This is a genomic window from Cytobacillus pseudoceanisediminis, from assembly GCF_023516215.1.
Taxonomy (GTDB): Bacteria; Bacillota; Bacilli; order Bacillales; family Cytobacillaceae; genus Cytobacillus; species Cytobacillus pseudoceanisediminis.
In genome coordinates this window covers 2066607-2085551 of sequence record NZ_CP097349.1, presented here as the reverse complement: position 1 = coordinate 2085551, position 18945 = coordinate 2066607, and the positions used below count along the sequence as shown (strand labels likewise).

Annotated in this window: 19 protein-coding genes and 3 pseudogenes; 17 read left to right on the top strand and 5 right to left on the bottom strand. The window is 40.1% G+C overall.

Features of this window, described 5'->3' with window-relative positions; all coding sequences use genetic code 11:
• The first annotated feature begins 11 nt into the window (after positions 1 to 11).
• The 3 genes and pseudogenes from M5V91_RS11210 (at position 12) to M5V91_RS11195 (ending at position 2674) form a co-directional block, all read left to right on the top strand.
• Positions 12 to 356 carry a UxaA family hydrolase gene (locus tag M5V91_RS11210; RefSeq protein ID WP_251175376.1) on the top strand — a complete coding sequence of 115 codons (345 nt, stop codon included), beginning with the start codon at positions 12 to 14 and terminating at the stop codon, positions 354 to 356.
• Positions 357 to 358: 2 nt separating this feature from the next.
• Complete coding sequence (locus tag M5V91_RS11205) at positions 359 to 1516, top strand: UxaA family hydrolase (RefSeq protein ID WP_009330580.1); 1158 nt, start codon at positions 359 to 361, stop codon at positions 1514 to 1516.
• A gap of 73 nt (positions 1517 to 1589) precedes the next feature.
• Positions 1590 to 2674: pseudogene (locus M5V91_RS11195) on the top strand (Ldh family oxidoreductase).
• Between the two features lie 68 nt (positions 2675 to 2742).
• On the opposite strand, the gene M5V91_RS11190 reads toward M5V91_RS11195, so the two are convergent.
• Both M5V91_RS11190 and M5V91_RS11185 read right to left on the bottom strand, forming a co-directional pair.
• Positions 2743 to 3438, bottom strand: a complete 696-nt coding sequence (locus tag M5V91_RS11190) for a FadR/GntR family transcriptional regulator (protein ID WP_009330577.1) — start codon at positions 3436 to 3438, stop codon at positions 2743 to 2745.
• Between the two features lie 157 nt (positions 3439 to 3595).
• Positions 3596 to 4506, bottom strand: a pseudogene (locus M5V91_RS11185) (YeiH family protein).
• 565 nt (positions 4507 to 5071) lie between these two features.
• Between M5V91_RS11185 and M5V91_RS11180 the strand changes: the two are divergent.
• Genes M5V91_RS11180 through M5V91_RS11165 form a run of 4 tightly spaced genes read left to right on the top strand, consistent with a single transcriptional unit; the run spans position 5072 to position 7958 of the window.
• Positions 5072 to 6067, top strand: a complete 996-nt coding sequence (locus tag M5V91_RS11180; protein ID WP_019381823.1) for a TRAP transporter substrate-binding protein — start codon at positions 5072 to 5074, stop codon at positions 6065 to 6067.
• Between the two features lie 19 nt (positions 6068 to 6086).
• Positions 6087 to 6659 (top strand): TRAP transporter small permease, encoded by a 573-nt coding sequence (locus M5V91_RS11175; protein WP_009330574.1) that lies wholly within the window; start codon positions 6087 to 6089, stop codon positions 6657 to 6659.
• Between the two features lie 19 nt (positions 6660 to 6678).
• On the top strand, positions 6679 to 7359 hold the full coding sequence (locus tag M5V91_RS11170) for a TRAP transporter large permease subunit (protein WP_284522127.1): 681 nt from the start codon (positions 6679 to 6681) through the stop codon (positions 7357 to 7359).
• A complete protein-coding gene (locus M5V91_RS11165; protein ID WP_284522126.1) occupies positions 7344 to 7958 on the top strand; it encodes a TRAP transporter large permease subunit in 615 nt (204 codons plus the stop codon). Before M5V91_RS11170 ends, M5V91_RS11165 begins: the two co-directional genes overlap by 16 nt.
• A 17-nt stretch (positions 7959 to 7975) precedes the next feature.
• On the opposite strand, the gene M5V91_RS11160 is transcribed toward M5V91_RS11165, so the two are convergent.
• The gene (locus M5V91_RS11160; protein WP_009330572.1) at positions 7976 to 8593 is read right to left on the bottom strand and encodes a trimeric intracellular cation channel family protein; all 618 of its coding nucleotides are present in this window, start codon (positions 8591 to 8593) and stop codon (positions 7976 to 7978) included.
• Positions 8594 to 8830: 237 nt separating this feature from the next.
• Here M5V91_RS11160 and hflX point away from each other — a divergent pair, with 237 nt between their 5' ends.
• From hflX to M5V91_RS30440, 7 genes and pseudogenes are all read left to right on the top strand, one after another.
• Complete coding sequence (gene hflX, locus M5V91_RS11155) at positions 8831 to 10087, top strand: GTPase HflX (protein ID WP_251175378.1); 1257 nt, start codon at positions 8831 to 8833, stop codon at positions 10085 to 10087.
• Positions 10088 to 10100: 13 nt separating this feature from the next.
• A complete protein-coding gene (locus tag M5V91_RS11150; protein WP_251175379.1) occupies positions 10101 to 11372 on the top strand; it encodes a methionine gamma-lyase family protein in 1272 nt (423 codons plus the stop codon).
• 187 nt (positions 11373 to 11559) lie between these two features.
• Positions 11560 to 11966, top strand: a pseudogene (locus M5V91_RS11145) (MerR family transcriptional regulator).
• 105 nt (positions 11967 to 12071) lie between these two features.
• Positions 12072 to 13406: a type I glutamate--ammonia ligase gene (gene glnA, locus M5V91_RS11140; RefSeq protein WP_009330568.1), complete on the top strand. Its 1335-nt coding sequence runs from the start codon at positions 12072 to 12074 to the stop codon at positions 13404 to 13406.
• A 470-nt stretch (positions 13407 to 13876) separates the two neighbouring features.
• On the top strand, positions 13877 to 14107 hold the full coding sequence (locus M5V91_RS11135; protein ID WP_019381829.1) for an HNH endonuclease: 231 nt from the start codon (positions 13877 to 13879) through the stop codon (positions 14105 to 14107).
• A gap of 121 nt (positions 14108 to 14228) precedes the next feature.
• Positions 14229 to 14720 carry a CBO0543 family protein gene (locus M5V91_RS11130; RefSeq protein ID WP_009330567.1) on the top strand — a complete coding sequence of 164 codons (492 nt, stop codon included), beginning with the start codon at positions 14229 to 14231 and terminating at the stop codon, positions 14718 to 14720.
• A 41-nt stretch (positions 14721 to 14761) separates the two neighbouring features.
• Complete coding sequence (locus tag M5V91_RS30440; RefSeq protein ID WP_369425959.1) at positions 14762 to 15184, top strand: CBO0543 family protein; 423 nt, start codon at positions 14762 to 14764, stop codon at positions 15182 to 15184.
• Positions 15185 to 16008: 824 nt separating this feature from the next.
• Here the strand turns inward: M5V91_RS30440 and M5V91_RS11125 are convergent.
• Positions 16009 to 16293 carry a DUF4257 domain-containing protein gene (locus M5V91_RS11125; RefSeq protein ID WP_009330566.1) on the bottom strand — a complete coding sequence of 95 codons (285 nt, stop codon included), beginning with the start codon at positions 16291 to 16293 and terminating at the stop codon, positions 16009 to 16011.
• A gap of 284 nt (positions 16294 to 16577) precedes the next feature.
• Entirely contained in the window at positions 16578 to 17201 is a 624-nt protein-coding gene (lexA, locus tag M5V91_RS11120) for a transcriptional repressor LexA (RefSeq protein ID WP_009330565.1), read from the bottom strand.
• A 155-nt stretch (positions 17202 to 17356) separates the two neighbouring features.
• Here lexA and yneA point away from each other — a divergent pair, with 155 nt between their 5' ends.
• The 3 genes from yneA (at position 17357) to M5V91_RS11105 (ending at position 18723) form a co-directional block, all read left to right on the top strand.
• Positions 17357 to 17689 (top strand): cell division suppressor protein YneA, encoded by a 333-nt coding sequence (yneA, locus tag M5V91_RS11115; protein WP_251175380.1) that lies wholly within the window; start codon positions 17357 to 17359, stop codon positions 17687 to 17689.
• 9 nt (positions 17690 to 17698) lie between these two features.
• The gene (locus M5V91_RS11110) at positions 17699 to 18346 is read left to right on the top strand and encodes a YneB family resolvase-like protein (protein ID WP_192908502.1); all 648 of its coding nucleotides are present in this window, start codon (positions 17699 to 17701) and stop codon (positions 18344 to 18346) included.
• Positions 18347 to 18489: 143 nt separating this feature from the next.
• Positions 18490 to 18723, top strand: coding sequence for a DUF896 domain-containing protein (locus M5V91_RS11105; RefSeq protein ID WP_035330672.1), 234 nt, complete (start codon positions 18490 to 18492; stop codon positions 18721 to 18723).
• Positions 18724 to 18945 lie beyond the last annotated feature (222 nt).

The window sequence follows — 18945 nt, the reverse complement described above, 5'->3', positions numbered from 1 at the left end:
GAGGCAATTGAATGAGTAATAACAGTCAAACTACAACTCTGGCAGACACGCATTCTCCTGAGTCTAAAGAGGTTAGCACACATAAGTTTTTAATTCATCATAAGGGAGATCATGTAGGGGTAGCGACTAGTCCAATAAAAGAAGGAGAACAGGTTATCGGAATCTTTATGGATGATAATTCTGAGGTGTCTGTAAAGTCTCGTGGGGATATTCCTTTAGGGCATAAAATTTCATTAGTAGACTTAAAGAGTAATCAGCCAGTCTTAAAATACGGAATTCAAATTGGCTTAACTACAACAGAATGGGCTGTAGGAGATTATGTCCATACTCATAATATTAAAACGGCGAGGTGGTAGAAATGAATAATACACTAATGGGTTACCGCAGAGAAAATGGAAAAGTTGGAATACGCAATCATGTCATCATTTTGCCTGTTGATGATATCTCAAATGCTGCCTGTGAGGCTGTTGCAAGACAAGTTCAAGGAACGATGGCACTTCCACACGCATATGGAAGACTCCAGTATGGACCGGACCTTGATCTTCATTTCAGAACAATGATAGGAACCGGCTCAAATCCAAATGTGGCAGCGGTTATTGTCATCGGCATTGAAGAAAACTGGTCCAAGAAGATCGCGGAAGGTATTGCAGAAACTGGCAAACCTGTATCCTATTTTTCTATCGAGGGAAATGGCGACTTTGAAACCATCCGTCAAGCATCATGGAAAGCAAAAGAGTATGTTCAATGGGCATCTGAACTGCAGAGAGAACCGATTGAACTAAAAGATTTAACGATCAGCATTAAGTGCGGGGAATCGGATACGACTACAGGACTGGGATCATGCCCAACAGTATCTCAGGCAGTTGACCGCCTGGTTGATGCCGGTGCGACGGTATTCTTTGGGGAAACATCTGAATTGACTGGTGGGGAGCATCTAATCGCACAAAGAATGGCAACTCCTGAACTTCATGAAAAGTTTATGGCTATTTATGAAGATTATGTTGGTGAAATCGAATCCAAAGGAGTAGATTTGCTAGGTTCACAGCCAACACAGGGAAATATTGCAGGAGGCCTATCAACTATAGAAGAAAAGGCTCTTGGTAATATCGCCAAAACAGGTACAAAGGAAGTAATTGGGGTCCTTGATCCGGCAGAAAATCCAGATAATGGCAATGGATTGTATTTTATGGATACTTCTTCTGCAGCCGCAGAATGCATTACGTTAATGGCAGCTGGCGGAGCAGTACTCCATCTTTTCCCAACAGGGCAGGGGAACATTATCGGAAATCCAATTGAGCCTGTTGTGAAAATTACCGCAAATCCCATAACTGCAGGAACAATGAGCGAGCATATTGATGTAGATGTACAGGGATTATTGTCCCGTCAGATTTCCCTGGAAGAAGCAGGCGACAAATTAATGGAAGTTATTTGCCGCACGGTAAATGGCCGCTTGACCAGTGCTGAAGCTTTGGGACATCGTGAATTTGTCATGACAAAACTATACCGAAGCGCCTGATTCAATTTCTCCCTGCACATTTTTGAGCAGGGAGAATCCTTTTTAAAGAGAGTACAAAAAAAGGAGTTTAGACATGAACACATATAATGAGTCGGATCTAAAGGAATTCTGTGAAAAAGTTCTTGAAAAAATGGGAATGCCCAAAGATTATTATGAAGTTGTCGCGGATTCACTGGTAAAAGCAAACCTAGAAGGCACGGATAGCCACGGGATCAGCAGACTTCCCATTTATGCCAAACGATTTATGGATAAAAGAATAAATGTAAATCCGGATATAAAAGTAACAAAAAAGCCCCATCCGTGCTCCAGATTGATGGCGATAATGGCCTGGGCCATGTAGTCAGCTGGAAGGCAATTAGAGAAGGCATGGAAGCTGCAAAAGAAAATGGCACAGCAGCAATCGCAATTCGTAATAGCAATCATTTTGGGACTGCTGCGTATTTTTGCCAAATGGCATGCGAGCAGAATCTCGCATGTATAGGCTTTACTAATTCCCCGCCAGGGATTGCACCCTGGGGAGGGAAGGAAGCTTTCTTTGGCACCAACCCAATCGCCTTTGGCTTTCCAACTGGCAACGATCAGCCTGTAATTATTGATTTATCAACCAGTATAGTGGCCAGAGGGAAAATCATATTGGCCGCAAAGCAGGGGAATGAAATACCGGGTGACTGGGCAATTGATGTAGATGGGAATTCCACCAAGGATCCGGCGGCTGCCTTAAGAGGGTCTGTATTACCGCTTGGAGGAGCAAAAGGGGCTGCACTCGCGCTTGCTGTTGAGATATTAACTGGTGTACTTTCAGGAGCAGCATTTGGTCCCCATGTGAAAAATCTTTATGATGACAATGAAACAGAGAATGCGAATGTTGGACACTTCTTTTTGTTATTAGATATTAAAAAATTTATGGATTTAACATTGTTCTTTACCTCTATTCAAAATCTGCTGCAGGAAATGAAAGAAGTTCCTAAGAAACCAGATGTAAGTGAAATACGCTATCCGGGAGAAAGAAGAAAAAGAGAAAGTGCCAGCAGGCTATTAACAGGTATTGAATTATCAGGCAATGTTGAACAGGAATTAAAAGATTTGGGGGAGAAGTTCAATATCCCGTTTCCTGAGGCAAGGTCACTTGATCATTCCAGTAAAAGCCTTTCTCTTTAATAAAAGCTGTATGGTGATTATTGACCCATCCAATTGGATGAGGCATATAAACACCATAACAGCTTTTTTTAGCTGGATAATGTATTTTGAGAAATCGAACATTCTACACTTTCAATATGGTCAATCATACGTTCCTGAGCCAACTCAATGTTGTTCTGTTTTATTGCCTCAAGAATCCTTTCGTGCTCCTGGACAGATTTTAAAGCACGGCCCGGAATGTTAATTGATTTTGTACGTGACTCTGACAGAAGATCGATTAAAAAGTGCATAATCCTTACTAGAACCACATTATTTGAATGATCAGCAAGCGTCATATGAAATTTATGGTCCAACTCAGCCAGACGGTCAAAATCCTGGTCACCGCTTACAATTTCGTTTGCTTCCTTTAGGATTTGATCTAATTGCTGAATAAGATCCGGGCTTGAATTTTCTATGGACCATTTTACTGTCCATTCCTCAAGAATTTTTCTGACGGAGAAGAAATCCTTAAATTGATCAGAGGATACAAAAAAAGCTTCAGTCATTTTTTGTATCTGCTGCTCAGGAGAAGCGACGAAGACCCCTGTTCCATGTTTGGCGGTTAAATAACCATATGCTTCGAGTATTTTATAGGCTTCCCTTACTGTATTTCTGCTGACAGAAAGCTCCATCCCCATTTCTCTTTCGCCGGGGATTTTTTCACCTGCTCTGTATTCGCCATTGTGGATCTTTTTCTTTATACTATCGGCTACCTGCTCCGAAATTCCTTTTCTATTAATGTCCAAATATACCCCTCCAAGCAAATTTACTGATGGGCTTTTTATATAGGAAAAATGGTTCAATGGCCCAACCTATTTTATTAAATCATTAACGGGTCAAGTAATCAACACCGCTATCTTAATTTTCTCAAAAAGGTAAATAGAGCTGCCTTCATAGGCAGCTTTAAATGAAATAAACGATTAAAAATCCCAAGGCTGCTAAGGCGGCAGCTCCGAAAGTTCCAGTAAAAATCACCTTGCTGTTTAACTTTTTAAATTCAGTATAATTAACTCCTAAACCTAAGCCTGCCATGGCCATGGATAATAAGAAGATACTTAGTGCGATCAGCATTTGGGTCATTCTATCAGATAATATGCCAGCCGTATTAACCAGGCACATAATCAGAAAGCCGAAGATGAACCAGGGGACCGGCAAATCTCTGAATCTTGTTTTTTGTTTCTTTAAGCTGTTCTTATTAAATATCACTCCAAGTATAATCGCTGCAGGAATTAATAATGCTACACGTCCCAGTTTTACCAGAATGGCAGTATCACTGCTCACATCTCCTCCTGGAGCAGAAGCTGCAATGACATGCGCAAGCTCATGCAAGGTTGCCCCTGTTAAAACTCCATAATCATAAGGGCTCAGGCCCAGTACGGGGAACAAAAAAGTATAAATGATTGTCACAATAGTACCCACAATGGCAATAAAAGCTACGGAGATTGCAGTAAACTCATTTTTAGCCCGGATCAGGGGGCAACAGCAACTATGGCAGCAGCCCCGCATATTGCTGTTCCAACGGCAATCAGTGCTGATAAATGGCGGTCGATCGAGAGAAGTTTTCCGATATACATCATAAGGACAAGAGTGAAAGCGATTACAAGGATATCGACAATAATAAGAGAGAAACCAGCGGCAAAGATTTGTTCAACATTCAGTCTTAATCCCATCAGAATAATACCCGCACGAAGAAGAGTCTTGCTGCTGAATGTGATCCCTGCAGATGCATCGGCTGGTACATCCATTATTCCTTTCCAGCTCATGCCAAGCAGTATGGAAACAATCATAATTCCCATTACTGAAAAAACAGGCAATTTCGCTATGGAACCAGCTAATACAGCAAGTATTAAAGTTAGCAGGACTCCTTTTAGCCAGCCCTTTTGCAGCTTTAGGGTTTTAATTTTTTTCTTGTGTGAAGGGGAACTGTTTTTGCTTTATGCAGTTTTGTTGCTCCAGCATTGCTCAATCTTCTGCCTCCTTTTCCGCAAAATTGGTCCAATGGTCAGGAGACCCAACCAATATAATCTCATTTAAGCATTTTTAAAAAGAGTTATCAAGAAAAATATAAAAATTAAACAAAAAAATTTAGAAAGTATTGATTTTTTAGAAAATTATAAATAGAATATGGATAGTGGTTGGGTGACTGTACCATAACTTAAGTATTCTCCTTTAAGAAAAGTCAGTCCATAAAGATTTTAATAGATCAGCAGGCTAGTGAATAAAAAGGAGGAATTTTAAGTGAAAATCAATTTAGTCTAATCAATTAACAATATTAACAACTTATTTGTGTAGACCTGGCGGCGGTAAATCTGAGGATATTAGCAGTTTTTCAATCATGTATTTGTAAGGGCTTACAATATAGTGCGGGAGGCGAATTATATGAGAGTATACCTGTCTATCTTATCAATCCTATTGTTAATATTTGTGAGCGGCTGCTCCAGCAATGTTAATGGCAAAGAGCGGGATGCAGAATATGTTTTGAGACTGGGCCATCTTCAAACGGAAACTCACCCTTACCACAAAGGGGCATTGAAGTTTAAAGAACTGGTGGAAGAAAAATCTAACGGGCGGATAAGAATCGATATATTTCCAAGCAGCCAATTAGGAAATGGAAGAGACCAAATAGAAGGAGCGCAAATTGGCTCCATCCATTTTCATATTGGCTCAGTAGCACCAGTAACCAATTTCGCCCCTAAATTTAATTTGCTTAACCTTCCATATTTATTTGAAAGCCGGGAGCATGCTTTTCGGGTCCTGGATGGGGAGATCGGCAAAGAGATAGCTTCTGATTTAGAGAACAGGGGCCTTATCAACCTCGGCTATATGGAGAACGGCTGGAGGCATATGACGAATAATAAGAAACCCATTAAGACAAGTGCCGATGCAGCGAAATTAAAATTGAGGGTCCAGGAGTCACCTCCATACATCTCATTCATTAAAGCTCTTGGCTCAACTCCTGTTCCTGTTCCATTCGGTGAACTATATACTGCTTTGGAACAGAAAGTGGTCGACGGCCAGGAAAATCCCCTTGCGCAAATCTATTTAAATAAATTTCAAGAGGTGCAGAGCTATTTGACATTAACTGCCCATAACTATGATGCTGCTGTTTTTCTTATGAGTAAAACAACATTCGACACATTGCCTGAAGAACTGCAAAAGGCAGTATCTGAAGCCTCTGCAGAAGCAGTTGATTATGAACGCAAAGTAGCAATGGAGGATGAGAAAAAACTGTTGGAGGACCTTAAAAAGACGGAGATAGAAATTGAAGAAAATCCAGATTTGGATTCATTTAGAGAAGCAGTAAAGCCGGTTTATGAGGAATATGAAGAAACGATAGGAAAGGAACTGTTTGATAAGATAGAAAGCTTAAAATAAATGGCGGGGGTGTAGAAAAATGAGTGAATTTTTCAGGAAATTGAGTGACAAAGCGGATAAGATATCGAAAAAAATTGTTATCTTGTTTTTTGTCATTGCCTTTATCTCCACAGTGTATCAGGTATTTTCAAGATACGTCCTGCAAAGTGCGTTTGCAAAAAGTATACTCCCTTTTGCAGATTTCAGTATTTTCAACTTAACCTGGATTGAAGAACTTATCAGGTACATGTTTGTATGGATCGTGTTCTTAGGAATCGGAATCGTATATAAAAGCAAAGGGCATGCACAAGTAGAAATTCTCCATCATTATTTATCTGAAAAATGGAAAAGTAAAGTAATGCTGCTGGTTGAATGTATTAACAGTGCACTTTTTCTGTTTCTCATTATTTATGGATCAAGAATATTGAAGTTCTCCATTCAGCAGATTTCTCCTTCGCTTGGGCTGAATATGACTTTTATTTACGGAGCAGTCCTAGTCAGTTCAATTGTCTGTTTTGTTCACTCATCGGTCAATATTTTGGAGCTCCGCACTGCAAAAAGAGATGAAAGAGTGGTCGTTCAAGCAGAATCCCAAAATACAAATATGGGTTAGTTGAAAGGGAGGGAAATTGATGACGGTAGCAATAATAGTATTGGCTGTATTGTTTTTATTAATGATTCTGGGTGTGCCAATTGCAATATCTTTAATTATAGCTTCCATTTCCGGATTTATATCAAGCATATATTATATTCCTCTTGAAGTGGTTCCACAGCGTTTGATTACATCAGTTGATTCATTTCCGCTGCTGGCAATTCCATTCTTCATGCTTACAGGGGAATTTATGATGTCAGGAAGCATGGGGAAAAGAATAGCAGCATTTGCTTTTGCTGCTGTGGGCTGGGTAAGGGCAGGTCTTGCACAGGTTTCAACCTTAACAAGTATGTTTTTTGCAGGGATATCCGGTTCAGGTGCTGCAGATACAGCTGCTGTAGGTAAAATGATGATACCGATGATGGAGTCAAAGGGATATGATAAAGGGTTTGCAGCTGCCACTGTTGCAAGTGCAGGAACAATAGCTGTGGTTATACCTCCATCCATTCCCATGATTGTATACGGTGTAACCGCAGGAGTATCCATAGGAGACCTGTTCACAGCAGGCATCATACCCGGGATATTAATAGGCTTGTCTTTAATGATGTTAAATTACTGGTTAACAAGGAAAAACAATTATTCTGAAGAAAAAGGACATTCGAATTCACAACATTCCGGAAAACTTTATATGAAGGGATATTGGCTTTGCTCTTGCCGTTAATCATTATTTTCGGCATCAGGGGAGGGATCTTTACTCCTACTGAAGCCGGTGCAGTAGCAGCTGCATATGCTTTTATCATTAATAAGTTTGTTTATAAAGATATGGATTGGAAGGATATACCCGAAGCGTTTATAAACGCAGGAAAAATGTCTGCGATGGTTGTCTTTATTATAGCCGGGGCAAATTTATTCGGATGGTTATTAACGGCTGAACAAATTCCGCAGCAGCTTGCACAGCTTGTCATGAACGCAACAGAAAATAAATATTTGATACTATTTATCTTCAATATTATTTTCTTTATTGCAGGGTGCTTCCTGAACGCATCAGCAGCGATTACAATCCTAACGCCATTGCTTCTCCCGATTGCTCTCGGAGCAGGCATTGACCCGGTTTTCTTTGGATTAATCATGGTTGTTAACTTATCAATCGGTTTAATTACACCTCCAGTTGGATTGGATTTGTTTATAGTGAAGGGAATAGCTGAAGTTTCCTATGATAAATTAATAAAGGCTGTAATTCCTTTTATTGCTGTAATGGTTTTTGATTTATTTATTATTACTTATTTCCCTGCTATATCAATGTTTTTAACAACCCTATAAATATTTAAAAGCATCGGCTAGCCGATGCTTTTACTTGTTCCCAGCCTCTTAACCGGAAGCTTCCAATTATATGTGTAAGATAAAACCCGTAAAGCTGTAATAATAATGAACAAAGTGTAAAGTTCAAATGGTGCTGAGGCGATTCCGAGTCCGACTCCAAAACCGCAAAGGATAGCCCAGACCGCATAGATTTCAGACCGCAATACAAGCGGTTTTCTTCTTGCAAGAAGGTCACGGATGATGCCCCCTCCGCTTCCAGTCAATACAGCAGCCACAATTACGGCGCTTAAAGGATGGTTCATTTCCGTTGCGTACAGTGCTCCTTGGATGGCAAAGGCGGATAACCCGATTGCGTCAGTGAAATTGCCCCATCTTTGCCAGTGTTTGAGCAGGTTGTTCGGGAACAGCATTACTGCTGTGATGGATAAAAGGGCAATCTGAAAAAATAAACCCTGTTCCCAAAGGGCAGAGACAGGAACACCGATTAGCAGGTTTCGGATCGCTCCGCCGCCAAAAGCGGTGACAATCCCAAGGATATATACACCTAAAATATCATATTCTTCTTCCATCGCCACAATTGCACCGCTGACAGCGAAAGCAACAGTGCCGATCATACTTAAAACTTCCCATGTCATATGCCATTTCTCCTCTTGATGCAGATCTATAAATCTATTTAAGTTTAAGTTATTTAAAAACGTAAATTCTTTCCAAACAATATGATTTTAACACGGAAAAAAGAAATACAACCATTTTTTTTATCATTTCAAATGGACGGTGCAAAGGCCTGTGATTAGCGGTAAAAATTAGTATTTGAATATGATTTTTGTTATGATGTTATCAATTAAAATAAGCATATGAAAGAGGGATGCTGGTTGGAACGTAAGCCAGATTATGAAAAAGTCATTCTTGTCGGCTGCCATACTGATGAAGATGACCAGCGGTTTGAATATTCAATGGAAGAATTGGAATCGCTGACTGAAACGGCAAACGGAAAAGTTTTAGCTTCGATTACTCAAAAAAGGGAACGAGTTCATCCGTCTACATATATAGGAAAGGGGAAAGTGGAGGAACTGGCTGCACTTCAGGAAGAAATGGAAGCAGATATTATCATTTTTAACGATGAGCTCTCACCAAGCCAGGTGCGCAACTTATCAGCAGATTTGGATGCCAGGATCATTGACCGCACACAGCTGATTTTAGATATCTTTGCGCAGAGGGCGCGCTCTAAAGAAGGGAAGCTGCAGGTCGAATTGGCACAGCTGCAGTATCTGCTGCCGCGCCTGTCAGGCCAGGGTGTTCAGCTTTCAAGACTTGGAGCGGGAATCGGCACAAGGGGACCAGGTGAGACCAAGCTTGAATCAGATCGCAGGCATATCCGCCGCCGTATTGATGATATTAAAACCCAGCTTTCCGTCATTGTGCAGCACCGTGACAGGTATCGTGAACGAAGGAAGAAAAACAAAGCATTTCAAATTGCACTTGTCGGCTACACAAATGCAGGTAAATCCACCATTTTTAACAGGCTGTCTGAGGCGGAATCCTATGAAGAGAACCAGTTGTTTGCCACACTTGATCCGATGACCCGCAAACTGATTTTGCCAAGCGGATTTATTACACTTGTGACAGACACGGTCGGTTTTATTCAGGATTTGCCGACTACTCTTATTGCAGCCTTCCGTTCCACTCTGGAAGAAGTTAATGAAGCAGATCTTCTTCTTCATGTGGTCGATATGTCCAACCCGGATTATTACCAGCATGAGCAGACAGTCAATAAACTGATAGAAGATTTGGAAAATGATAAAATACCGCAGCTGACGGTATATAATAAAAGAGATTTAAAGCATCCTGATTTTGTCCCGACTGCCAGAACAGAAACGATTCAGATCAGTGCCTTTGAAGAAGATGACCGCAATGAGCTGAAACGGAAAATCGAGCAGATGATTCTGGGAATGATGAAGCATTACCATGTGGAGGTGCCGTCAACAGAAGGAAAGCTGCTGTCGCAGCTCAAGAACGAAACCATCCTGCGGGAATTGACTTTCAACGAAGACAAAGAACTTTATGTTTGCAAGGGCTATTACCTCGAAGACCATCAGATTTCAGGGCCTTTAATGAAATATACCGTATAGTTAGGAGAACATCATGTTTCAACAGTTATCACAAGGGGAAAAGCTCCAGCCGATTGTAAAAGAAGTGGAGCAGCAAATTTCAGAGGTATTAAAGAGCATTGATGAGCGGATTGATGAGAATCAATTCCGTGTTTTAAAGAGCTTTCAAAATTTCAAAGTCAGCGATTCGCATTTCAATCCTTCAACCGGCTATGGTTATGATGATATCGGCCGGGATACGCTTGAGGGAATATATGCAGAAGTTTTCGGCGGGGAAGCAGGATTGGTCCGCCCGCAGATAATATCAGGCACGCATGCCATTTCCATTGCACTCTTTGGTGTACTGCGGCCAGGTGATGAATTGCTGTATATCACCGGCAAGCCATATGACACACTGGAAGAAATTGTTGGGATTCGGGGAACAGGTAACGGTTCGCTGAGAGAGTTCGGCATTGGATACAATAGCATCCCGCTGAACGAAGATGGAAGCATCGACTATCCTGCCGTTGAAAAAGCAATCAGGCCGAACACGAAAATGATTGGTATCCAGCGTTCCAAAGGATATGCGACAAGACCTTCTTTTACAATTGAACAAATTGAAGAAATGATCCAGTTTGTAAAAGAAGTTAAGCCGGATACGATTGTGTTTGTTGACAATTGCTATGGTGAGTTTGTTGAAGACCGTGAGCCTTGCCATGTTGGGGCAGACTTGATGGCCGGGTCGCTCATCAAGAACCCTGGCGGCGGGATTGCAAAGACGGGCGGTTATATTGTCGGGAAGAAGGAATGGGTGGAAGTCTGCTCCTACCGAATGACTTCACCGGGAATTGGTGCAGAAGCGGGTGCGTCCCTTTACAGCCTTCAGGAAATGTATCAGGGCTTTTTCCTGGCTCCCCATGTTGTCGGCCAGGCGCTGAAAGGGGCTGTTTTTACAGCAGCGCTTCTTGAACGGCTTGGCATGAACTCCAACCCAAAGTGGGACAGTAATAGAACTGATTTAATCCAATCTGTTCAATTTGATGATAAAGAAAAAATGGTGGCGTTTTGCCAGGCAATTCAATTTGCATCTCCTGTTAATTCACATGTAACTGCCTATCCTGCTTATATGCCTGGATATGAAGACGATGTAATCATGGCAGCTGGGACTTTTATTCAGGGTGCAAGCATTGAACTGACCGCTGATGGTCCTATCAGGCCGCCTTATGTTGCTTATGTTCAGGGCGGGCTGACTTATTCACATGTGAAAATGGCTGTATGCATCGCGCTGGACCAATTGCTGGAAAAAGGTTTAGTCCAAATAAATTAGGTGAATATTAAAAAGGACAGCTACATAGTTAGTTGTCCTTTTCTGTTGCTTTACAGAGAATTATATGAAAATATGAAAGGCAAAAATTTTTTGAAAAAATCATGTTATAAAAGCTAACATATAGTTGACAGATTATCTGACATTACATATAATAATCTCAAGAAGTAATTGAAAAGGGGAGAAATAGTTGACTGGAAGCGAAATTCGACGTTCCATGCCGCTTTTCCCGATTGGTACTGTCATGCAACTGACTGACCTGACCGCCAGGCAGATTCGCTACTATGAAGAGCACCAATTAATTTCTCCAGCTAGAACTGACGGAAATAGAAGGCTTTTTCCTTAAACGACATCGATGTCCTTTTGGAAATCAAAGATTTGATTGATCAAGGCGTGAACATGGCTGGGATCAAGCAGCTATTTTTCGTGAAAGAACAGCAAGCGATAACTGAAAACTTGAATAAGCAGGCAGAAAAAGCGAGACGCGATCTATCAGATGAAGAAATCCGGAAACTTCTTCGCAAGGAAATTGTGCAGGCAGGCCGGTTTAATCGCTCATCATTGAGGCAAGGCAACATGCACCGCTTTTTCCATTAAAAACGCCGTTTTTAAGCTCGTTGATATTGTCTTGGATTTCTGAGAGAAACATTAACAGAGCAAAAAATAAATCACTCATGTAATTTTTTAAGGGAGGAACTACCAGTGGCAAAGTTTACTAAAGAAGACATTAAGCGTATTGCAGAAGAGGAAAATGTAAAATTCGTCCGTTTACAGTTTACGGATATTCTTGGAACAATCAAGAACGTAGAAATTCCGATCAGCCAGCTTGAAAAAGCGCTTGATAACAAAATGATGTTTGACGGATCTTCAATCGAAGGTTTCGTGCGTATTGAAGAATCAGACATGAATCTATATCCAGACCTTGATACATGGGTGGTATTCCCTTGGACAGCAGAAAAAGGAAAAGTTGCACGTCTGATCTGTGATATTTACAATCCGGATGGAACTCCCTTCCTTGGCGATCCGCGCAGCAACTTAAAACGTATTTTGGCAGAGATGGAAGAGTTAGGATACTCTGATTTCAACTTAGGGCCTGAGCCGGAATTCTTCCTATTCAAGCTTGACCAGGCTGGAGAGCCAACTCTTGAACTGAACGATAATGGCGGATACTTCGATCTTGCGCCAACTGACCTTGGTGAAAACTGCCGCCGCGATATCGTGCTTGAGCTTGAAGAAATGGGCTTTGAAATTGAAGCTTCCCACCATGAGGTTGCACCTGGACAGCACGAAATCGACTTCAAATATGCGGATGCATTAACAGCTTGTGACCAGATCCAGACATTCAAGCTTGTTGTTAAAACAATTGCCCGCAAGCACGGCCTGCACGCGACATTCATGCCAAAACCGCTGTTCGGTGTTAACGGATCAGGTATGCACTGTAATGTTTCATTATTTAAGGATGGCAAAAATGCATTCTTCAACGAAACAAGCGATCTTCAATTAAGTGAAGATGCTCGCCACTTTATCGCAGGTATCATTAACCATGCGACAGCATTTACTGCTGTAACAAACCCAATCGTTAACTCTTATAAGCGCTTGGTTCCTGGTTATGAAGCACCTTGCTATGTTGCATGGTCTGCTCAAAACCGTTCACCGCTTATCCGTATCCCGGCTTCACGCGGTGTAAGCACACGTGTTGAAGTTCGCAGCGTTGACCCTGCTGCTAACCCATATCTTGCTATGGCTGTACTTCTAAAAGCTGGTCTTGACGGAATCAAGAACAAATTGACTCCACCGGCACCTGTAGACCGCAACATCTATGTAATGAACAAGCAGGAACGTGAAGAAGAAGGCATCAAGGATCTTCCGGCTACATTGGCTGCTGCCCTTGATGAGCTTAAGAAGGATGAAGTCATCGTATCCGCACTAGGCGACCATATCTTCGAACACTTCATTGAAGCGAAAGAAATTGAGTGGGATATGTTCCGTACGCAAGTGCATCCATGGGAGCGCGAGCAGTACCTGAGCATGTATTAAAAAGTAAACCCTTGACACCATTGGTGTTGAGGGGTCTTTGTTTTCGGGTAAATTATTTAAAAAATTACCACAAGAACCTTAGTTCATAGTAAGAAAAAAATACAACAATCAAGCCTATCGATGTAATTCCGTAACCTTTTTTAATTCTATAATCGGTTCCAGGAATCTTAGTTATTAAGTAATAAATTGGAATTACAAGTAATATGGGAAGAAAAACCCTTGCATTAGCTGAGAGGTTTTCAAATCTTGAAATTATCGTACCAATAATCAAAAGAGGAATAAAAGTTAGCAAATAGGCAAGTGACACTCTTATCACACCTTTTTCTGAATTATACCAAATTTCCAAAATTAAGGGCATCAATTATTAAAGTAACATGGATTCCTAAAATGATGTAAAAAGAAACCAAATTTATACCTTCCCAAAAATAATCGTAATTTTCAGGCAACATTATGAGTAGTTTTATAACAGTGTGGAATGGAAGAAGCTACGAGTAGTAATCAAGAAGCGTGATAACTATGAATGCCAGGAATGTAAACGGAAGGGGCGCTTAAGCATTGAAACAAATGAATACAGTGAGAGTGGTAAGGGCAGGAAGATCCAGTTGCTTGTTCACCATATCAAGGAGCTCGAGCTTCATCCAGACTTAGCGTTTGGTGAAGATAACATGGATACTGTTTGTGTCGATTGCCATAACAAATAACATGGCCCAGACTTCAAAAATATGAAGCCAAACAAATGGCAGCATGATGAAATTTTAAGTATCGATTTTTTAAATTATGTGAACAAATAGTATTAAATAATTCCAATGAAAGGTGACTTAAATGAATCTTGAAAGATGGATTATATTGGGGGTATTAATACTAAGTATCATGTGCCTCAAGCTTCTAGTGCCGAGAGACAAGGTTAGAGAAGCGTGGGTTATCTTTTTATTTCTGCAGGTCATTACATGGCCAGCCGGTTTAATAGCAGTAGAAATGGGTTGGATTGAATATCCGATTCAATTGTACCCTAAGGCAAATTTATATAATAGGACTAGTTTTTCCTTTGAGTTCTTCCTATTCCCGGTAGTCGCCATTATTTTTAGTTTGTATTTTCCAAGGAAGAAAAAAGGGTTTGGCTCACTATTGTATTATGTTTTCTTTGCTGGATTTTTTACCTTCTTAGAGGCTGTATTAGAATCTAAAACCAAACTGGTTGAGTACCACGAATGGAAATGGTATTGGACACTAGTAACAGTAATGATTTCTCTATATATAAATGATAAATTTTATCGATGGTTTTCTAAAAGATTAATTTTGGTGGACTTAAAATGACCAGAGAAGTCCTGATTTTAATATGTTCGTAGATTTTATCATTGTACTTGTTGTTAAGATACATCCCAACCGAAAGTAAAAGGTTAGCTTGGATAACCTTTATACTTGTTCAAGCAATAGCATGGATACATGAATATATACAATTGGTATTTGGATTAGTTGAGTTTCCGTATAGAGAATTTAATAAAGCGACAAATATGAGCTTTTCATTGCATTATATTGTTTATCCTACAATTGCGGTGTTTTTTATACTTTTTTATCCAAAAGAAAAAGGGACAAGAAGAACATTTTTGTACTACTTACTATTTTCAATGGGGATAACAACTTACTCCTATCTTCTCGAAAAATTTAGTTCATTGTATCACTATATTCACTGGAACTGGTTCTTTGGATTAATTACCAACATGATTCTTCTTTATGTTGTAAAGATATATATATTTTGGTTTAAAAAAGGTCTGGTGTAACGAGTTGAAATATCTAGGTTCCCCCCGAGAAATATTAAGAGTAAGGATTCTGTGTTAGACGACTAATTTAACCAAGGCAGGGGGCGTAAATTAAGAATAAGAATTAAGAGCTCAGGCGATAAAGGCGTGGCAACAAATCATTTACTTAAAATAAACGCCAGTACAGTGCCCCATATGAAAATCACTAAATAGAATAACCTTTGCAATAGACCGGCGTGCATAGGGATGAAAATTATTAACATATTGAGTGTGACTATGACTAGTAATGTAACTAAACAGTATTGAGTCCAGCGTTTTCCAATTTCTAAAGATTTTGCGTATAGCCAAAGACCGGGCAAAACAGTTATCATGTCAAGTTGAGCTGCTATTGAATGCCAAAATAGATTTATATCTGCTGGTATAAAGCCAGTCACAATATTCCCTAAAGCTAAGATAAGAATAAATATGGTTGCTAGCCGGTTTAGTCCTGTTTTCAAGGGTTTGTGAAAGATATAAAACACCAATGCTGCACTTATATAAAAAAATCCTTTGGGCCTTTGCTTATTCCTTTTTTATCTTAGTTTCACTATACTTAATTGCCCATTGGTTCAGCAGAAGGAGCAGTTTTGAAAAAATAGTTAAAGAGGATTTCTAACGGCAAGGATTAGTATTTATGTTTCGTACGCAGGTACATCCCTTGGAGCAACGAACACTACATGAGCAATTACTTTAAAAATTCGAAAACACTCTGTTTGCATGAGCAGGGGTTTTTACATAGCTAAAATACAAAAACCCCGTTTCTAAGTGAACGAGGTTTTAACTAATTTGTATTTCCCTGCATCTCTCTATTCTTTATGTCTGATCTTTAGGAAATCGAGACATGTCAGCAGTGCATCTCCTCCAAATCCTGCAATTACCGCAAGGAGCACTACCTTTAAGGCAGAGTCAGGATCTGAAGATACGACCAAAAAAACAGCCGCTAAAGCCCCCATGATTACTTCTTCAAAGACCCCCAGATAGATGAATTTTTTTGTCCTTCTGGGTTTTACCATTTTGCCTTCTTTCCGAATATGTCCAACGACACCGACCAGCCCACCAATCAACAAAGCGAAGGTAATGTTCAAAAACATTTTTTCTTCACACTCCTAAAGTCGAGATTTTGGACAAGCGACCTTAGGTTGATTCTCGGTGTATTACCATTATATAGAAAGTGGCTATAAAATAATATGCATAAAAATACCGAATTTTCTGAATAATAAAATAGTCATACATGACTGCAACTTAGTACCAACAGAAAAGGTATCAGTTACTTTCGTATGATTTCGCTAATAGCATCAGGTAATAGGAACTGATAACCTTCTTAAAATTGGAAAAATAAAAAGCAGGCAGTGGCTGCCTGCTTTTTATCATTCTATTAATGCATATGGCGGTATACACCTATAACTTTGCCAAGGATGGAAACATTTCGAAGGATGATAGGTTCCATTGTAGAGTTTTCCGGCTGAAGCCGGATATAGTCTTTTTCTTTAAAGAATCTTTTGACAGTTGCTTCATCTTCCTCTGTCATGGCAACCACGATATCTCCATTATTAGCAGTGCTCTGCTGTTTGACGATGACATAGTCGCCATCAAGGATTCCGGCTTCAATCATACTTTCCCCCATGATTTCAAGCATGAATACATGCTCATCAGCTGGTGCCATTCTTTCTGGAAGAGGGAAGTATTCTTCAACATTTTCAATGGCTGTTATCGGCTGCCCTGCAGTTACTTTACCGACGATCGGAACATTGACTGCACTGACCTTAGGGATGTGAGAAGACTCGTCCAGATCTAAAATTTCAATGGCGCGCGGTTTAGTAGGATCTCTGCGGATCAGCCCTTTGCTTTCAAGACGGGCGAGATGGCCGTGAACTGTTGAGCTTGAAGCCAGGCCGACTGCTTCCCCGATTTCCCTTACAGAAGGCGGATAGCCTCTCAATTTAACTTCCTCTTTAATAAACTCTAATATATCTTGCTGCCTTTTTGATAATTTCACCATCTTTACGCACCTCGTATGTTTTTGTTGTCTCAATTATAGCATCAATTACCATATGATACAAACATAAGTTCGAATTTTTATTGACACAAAACAAATGTTCGGTCTATAATAAAAACATCAAATGCGAACATACATTCTTTTAGAGGTGGTATATCATGCTGAAAAAATTGTGGAAATCATATTCTTATGCTATTATTCTCTTCGTTTTAAGCCTGACAGCATCGTTTATTATGCTCATTCAGATAGAGACACCTGATACGGAAAAGTTTATGAAAGTCACTGTTGCAGAAGGTGACTCTTTATGGGAAATTGCTGAGAGTTTTTCGGCTGAACATTCGCTGTCTACAGATCAATTTATTAATTGGGTCGAACAAAATAATGAGATAGCGGCAGGCAGGATTTTTCCGGGCGATGAAATTGTTATTCCAGTAAAAGCACTGGATGACGAGCCTTATAAAGAGCTTGCCAGTTCAGACTTTTACGAATAAGGAGAAGTTATGAAAGCAATTATTTACTGCAGGGTTAGTACAACAAAGGATACTCAGGAAACGTCCCTTTCAAGACAGGAAGAAGAGCTGGTGAATCTGGCGAAAAAGCATGATTTTGAAGTAGTCAAGGTGATACGCGAACAGGCCAGTGGATATGACCTTGAAAGAGACGGTATATTGGAGCTTTTAGACTTAATTAAAGAAAAGGATATCAAGGTTGTCCTCATTCAGGATGAAACCAGGCTGGGGCGGGGTAATGCAAAGATAGCGATACTCCATTGCATCCTAAAGGAAGAAGTTCAGCTGTACAGCATTTCGAATAACGGCCAGCTCGAGCTTTCGGAATCAGATTCGATGGTGCTGAACATTGTTGGGATGGTAGAAGAATATCAGAGAAAGCTTCATAACATCAAAATTAGACGCGGCATGCAGCGGGCTGTTGATAAGGGATACCGCCCCGAGAAGAACTTAAGCAATCAGGGAACAAATGGCGGCAGGGAAAGAATAGAGGTGCCGATAGAGGAAATTGTCCGGCTAAGGAAAAACGAGTTAACATTTGCAGAGATTGCTGCAACACTCAGAGGCTTTGGCTATAATATCTCAAAAGCAACAGTCCACAGAAGGTATAAAGAGTATATGGAATCACTTGCTGAATAGAGCACTTTTCTTGTCAAAAGTGTTCTTTTTTAGTATGATGGCAGTTGAGTTTCAGTATTGTTCCATATCTGAAGCTATTGTATAATAAAAACTTCTATCAGAATATCCAAAGGTAAACTTTTGATATAAAGGAGCTTTAATATATGCTGCCAAAACAAAAACTTGCCCGAATTAATGAACTGGCAAAGAAGGCAAAGGAATCAGGTTTAACAGAAGCAGAAGCAAAAGAACAGACTTCTCTCCGTAAAGAGTATTTGGAGACTTTTCGCTCTGGCATGCTGAACACGCTTAAAGGTGTTACAATCGTTGACCCGAAAGGAAATGACGTAACTCCAAAAAAGCTAAAAGACTTCCAAAACAAAAACCGCCTTCACTAATATTATAATTGCAAGGGATACACAATGCTGTATTCCTTCTTTTAATAGAAAGCGGAGATGACTTCTATTACCGGCTATCTCCGCTTTTTTTACATACGCCGGGTCTTTTTGTGTCAATATAGTAACAAACCGGCTTTTTTGTCCTTTTCCTGACCCTATTGGTTGTGAAAAAAAGGACACCCGATAATATTAAAAGAGTAAAGAATTACTACTCGAAAGGAT

Coding starts and splice junctions, on each gene's coding strand:
- M5V91_RS11210 (WP_251175376.1), top strand. CDS start 12: ATGAGTAATAACAGTCAAACTACAACTCTGGCAGACACGCATTCTCCT.
- M5V91_RS11205 (WP_009330580.1), top strand. CDS start 359: ATGAATAATACACTAATGGGTTACCGCAGAGAAAATGGAAAAGTTGGA.
- M5V91_RS11180 (WP_019381823.1), top strand. CDS start 5,072: ATGAGAGTATACCTGTCTATCTTATCAATCCTATTGTTAATATTTGTG.
- M5V91_RS11175 (WP_009330574.1), top strand. CDS start 6,087: ATGAGTGAATTTTTCAGGAAATTGAGTGACAAAGCGGATAAGATATCG.
- M5V91_RS11170 (WP_284522127.1), top strand. CDS start 6,679: ATGACGGTAGCAATAATAGTATTGGCTGTATTGTTTTTATTAATGATT.
- M5V91_RS11160 (WP_009330572.1), bottom strand. CDS start 8,593: ATGACATGGGAAGTTTTAAGTATGATCGGCACTGTTGCTTTCGCTGTC.
- M5V91_RS11150 (WP_251175379.1), top strand. CDS start 10,101: ATGTTTCAACAGTTATCACAAGGGGAAAAGCTCCAGCCGATTGTAAAA.
- M5V91_RS11130 (WP_009330567.1), top strand. CDS start 14,229: ATGAATCTTGAAAGATGGATTATATTGGGGGTATTAATACTAAGTATC.
- M5V91_RS11125 (WP_009330566.1), bottom strand. CDS start 16,293: ATGTTTTTGAACATTACCTTCGCTTTGTTGATTGGTGGGCTGGTCGGT.
- lexA (WP_009330565.1), bottom strand. CDS start 17,201: ATGGTGAAATTATCAAAAAGGCAGCAAGATATATTAGAGTTTATTAAA.
- yneA (WP_251175380.1), top strand. CDS start 17,357: ATGCTGAAAAAATTGTGGAAATCATATTCTTATGCTATTATTCTCTTC.
- M5V91_RS11110 (WP_192908502.1), top strand. CDS start 17,699: ATGAAAGCAATTATTTACTGCAGGGTTAGTACAACAAAGGATACTCAG.
- M5V91_RS11105 (WP_035330672.1), top strand. CDS start 18,490: ATGCTGCCAAAACAAAAACTTGCCCGAATTAATGAACTGGCAAAGAAG.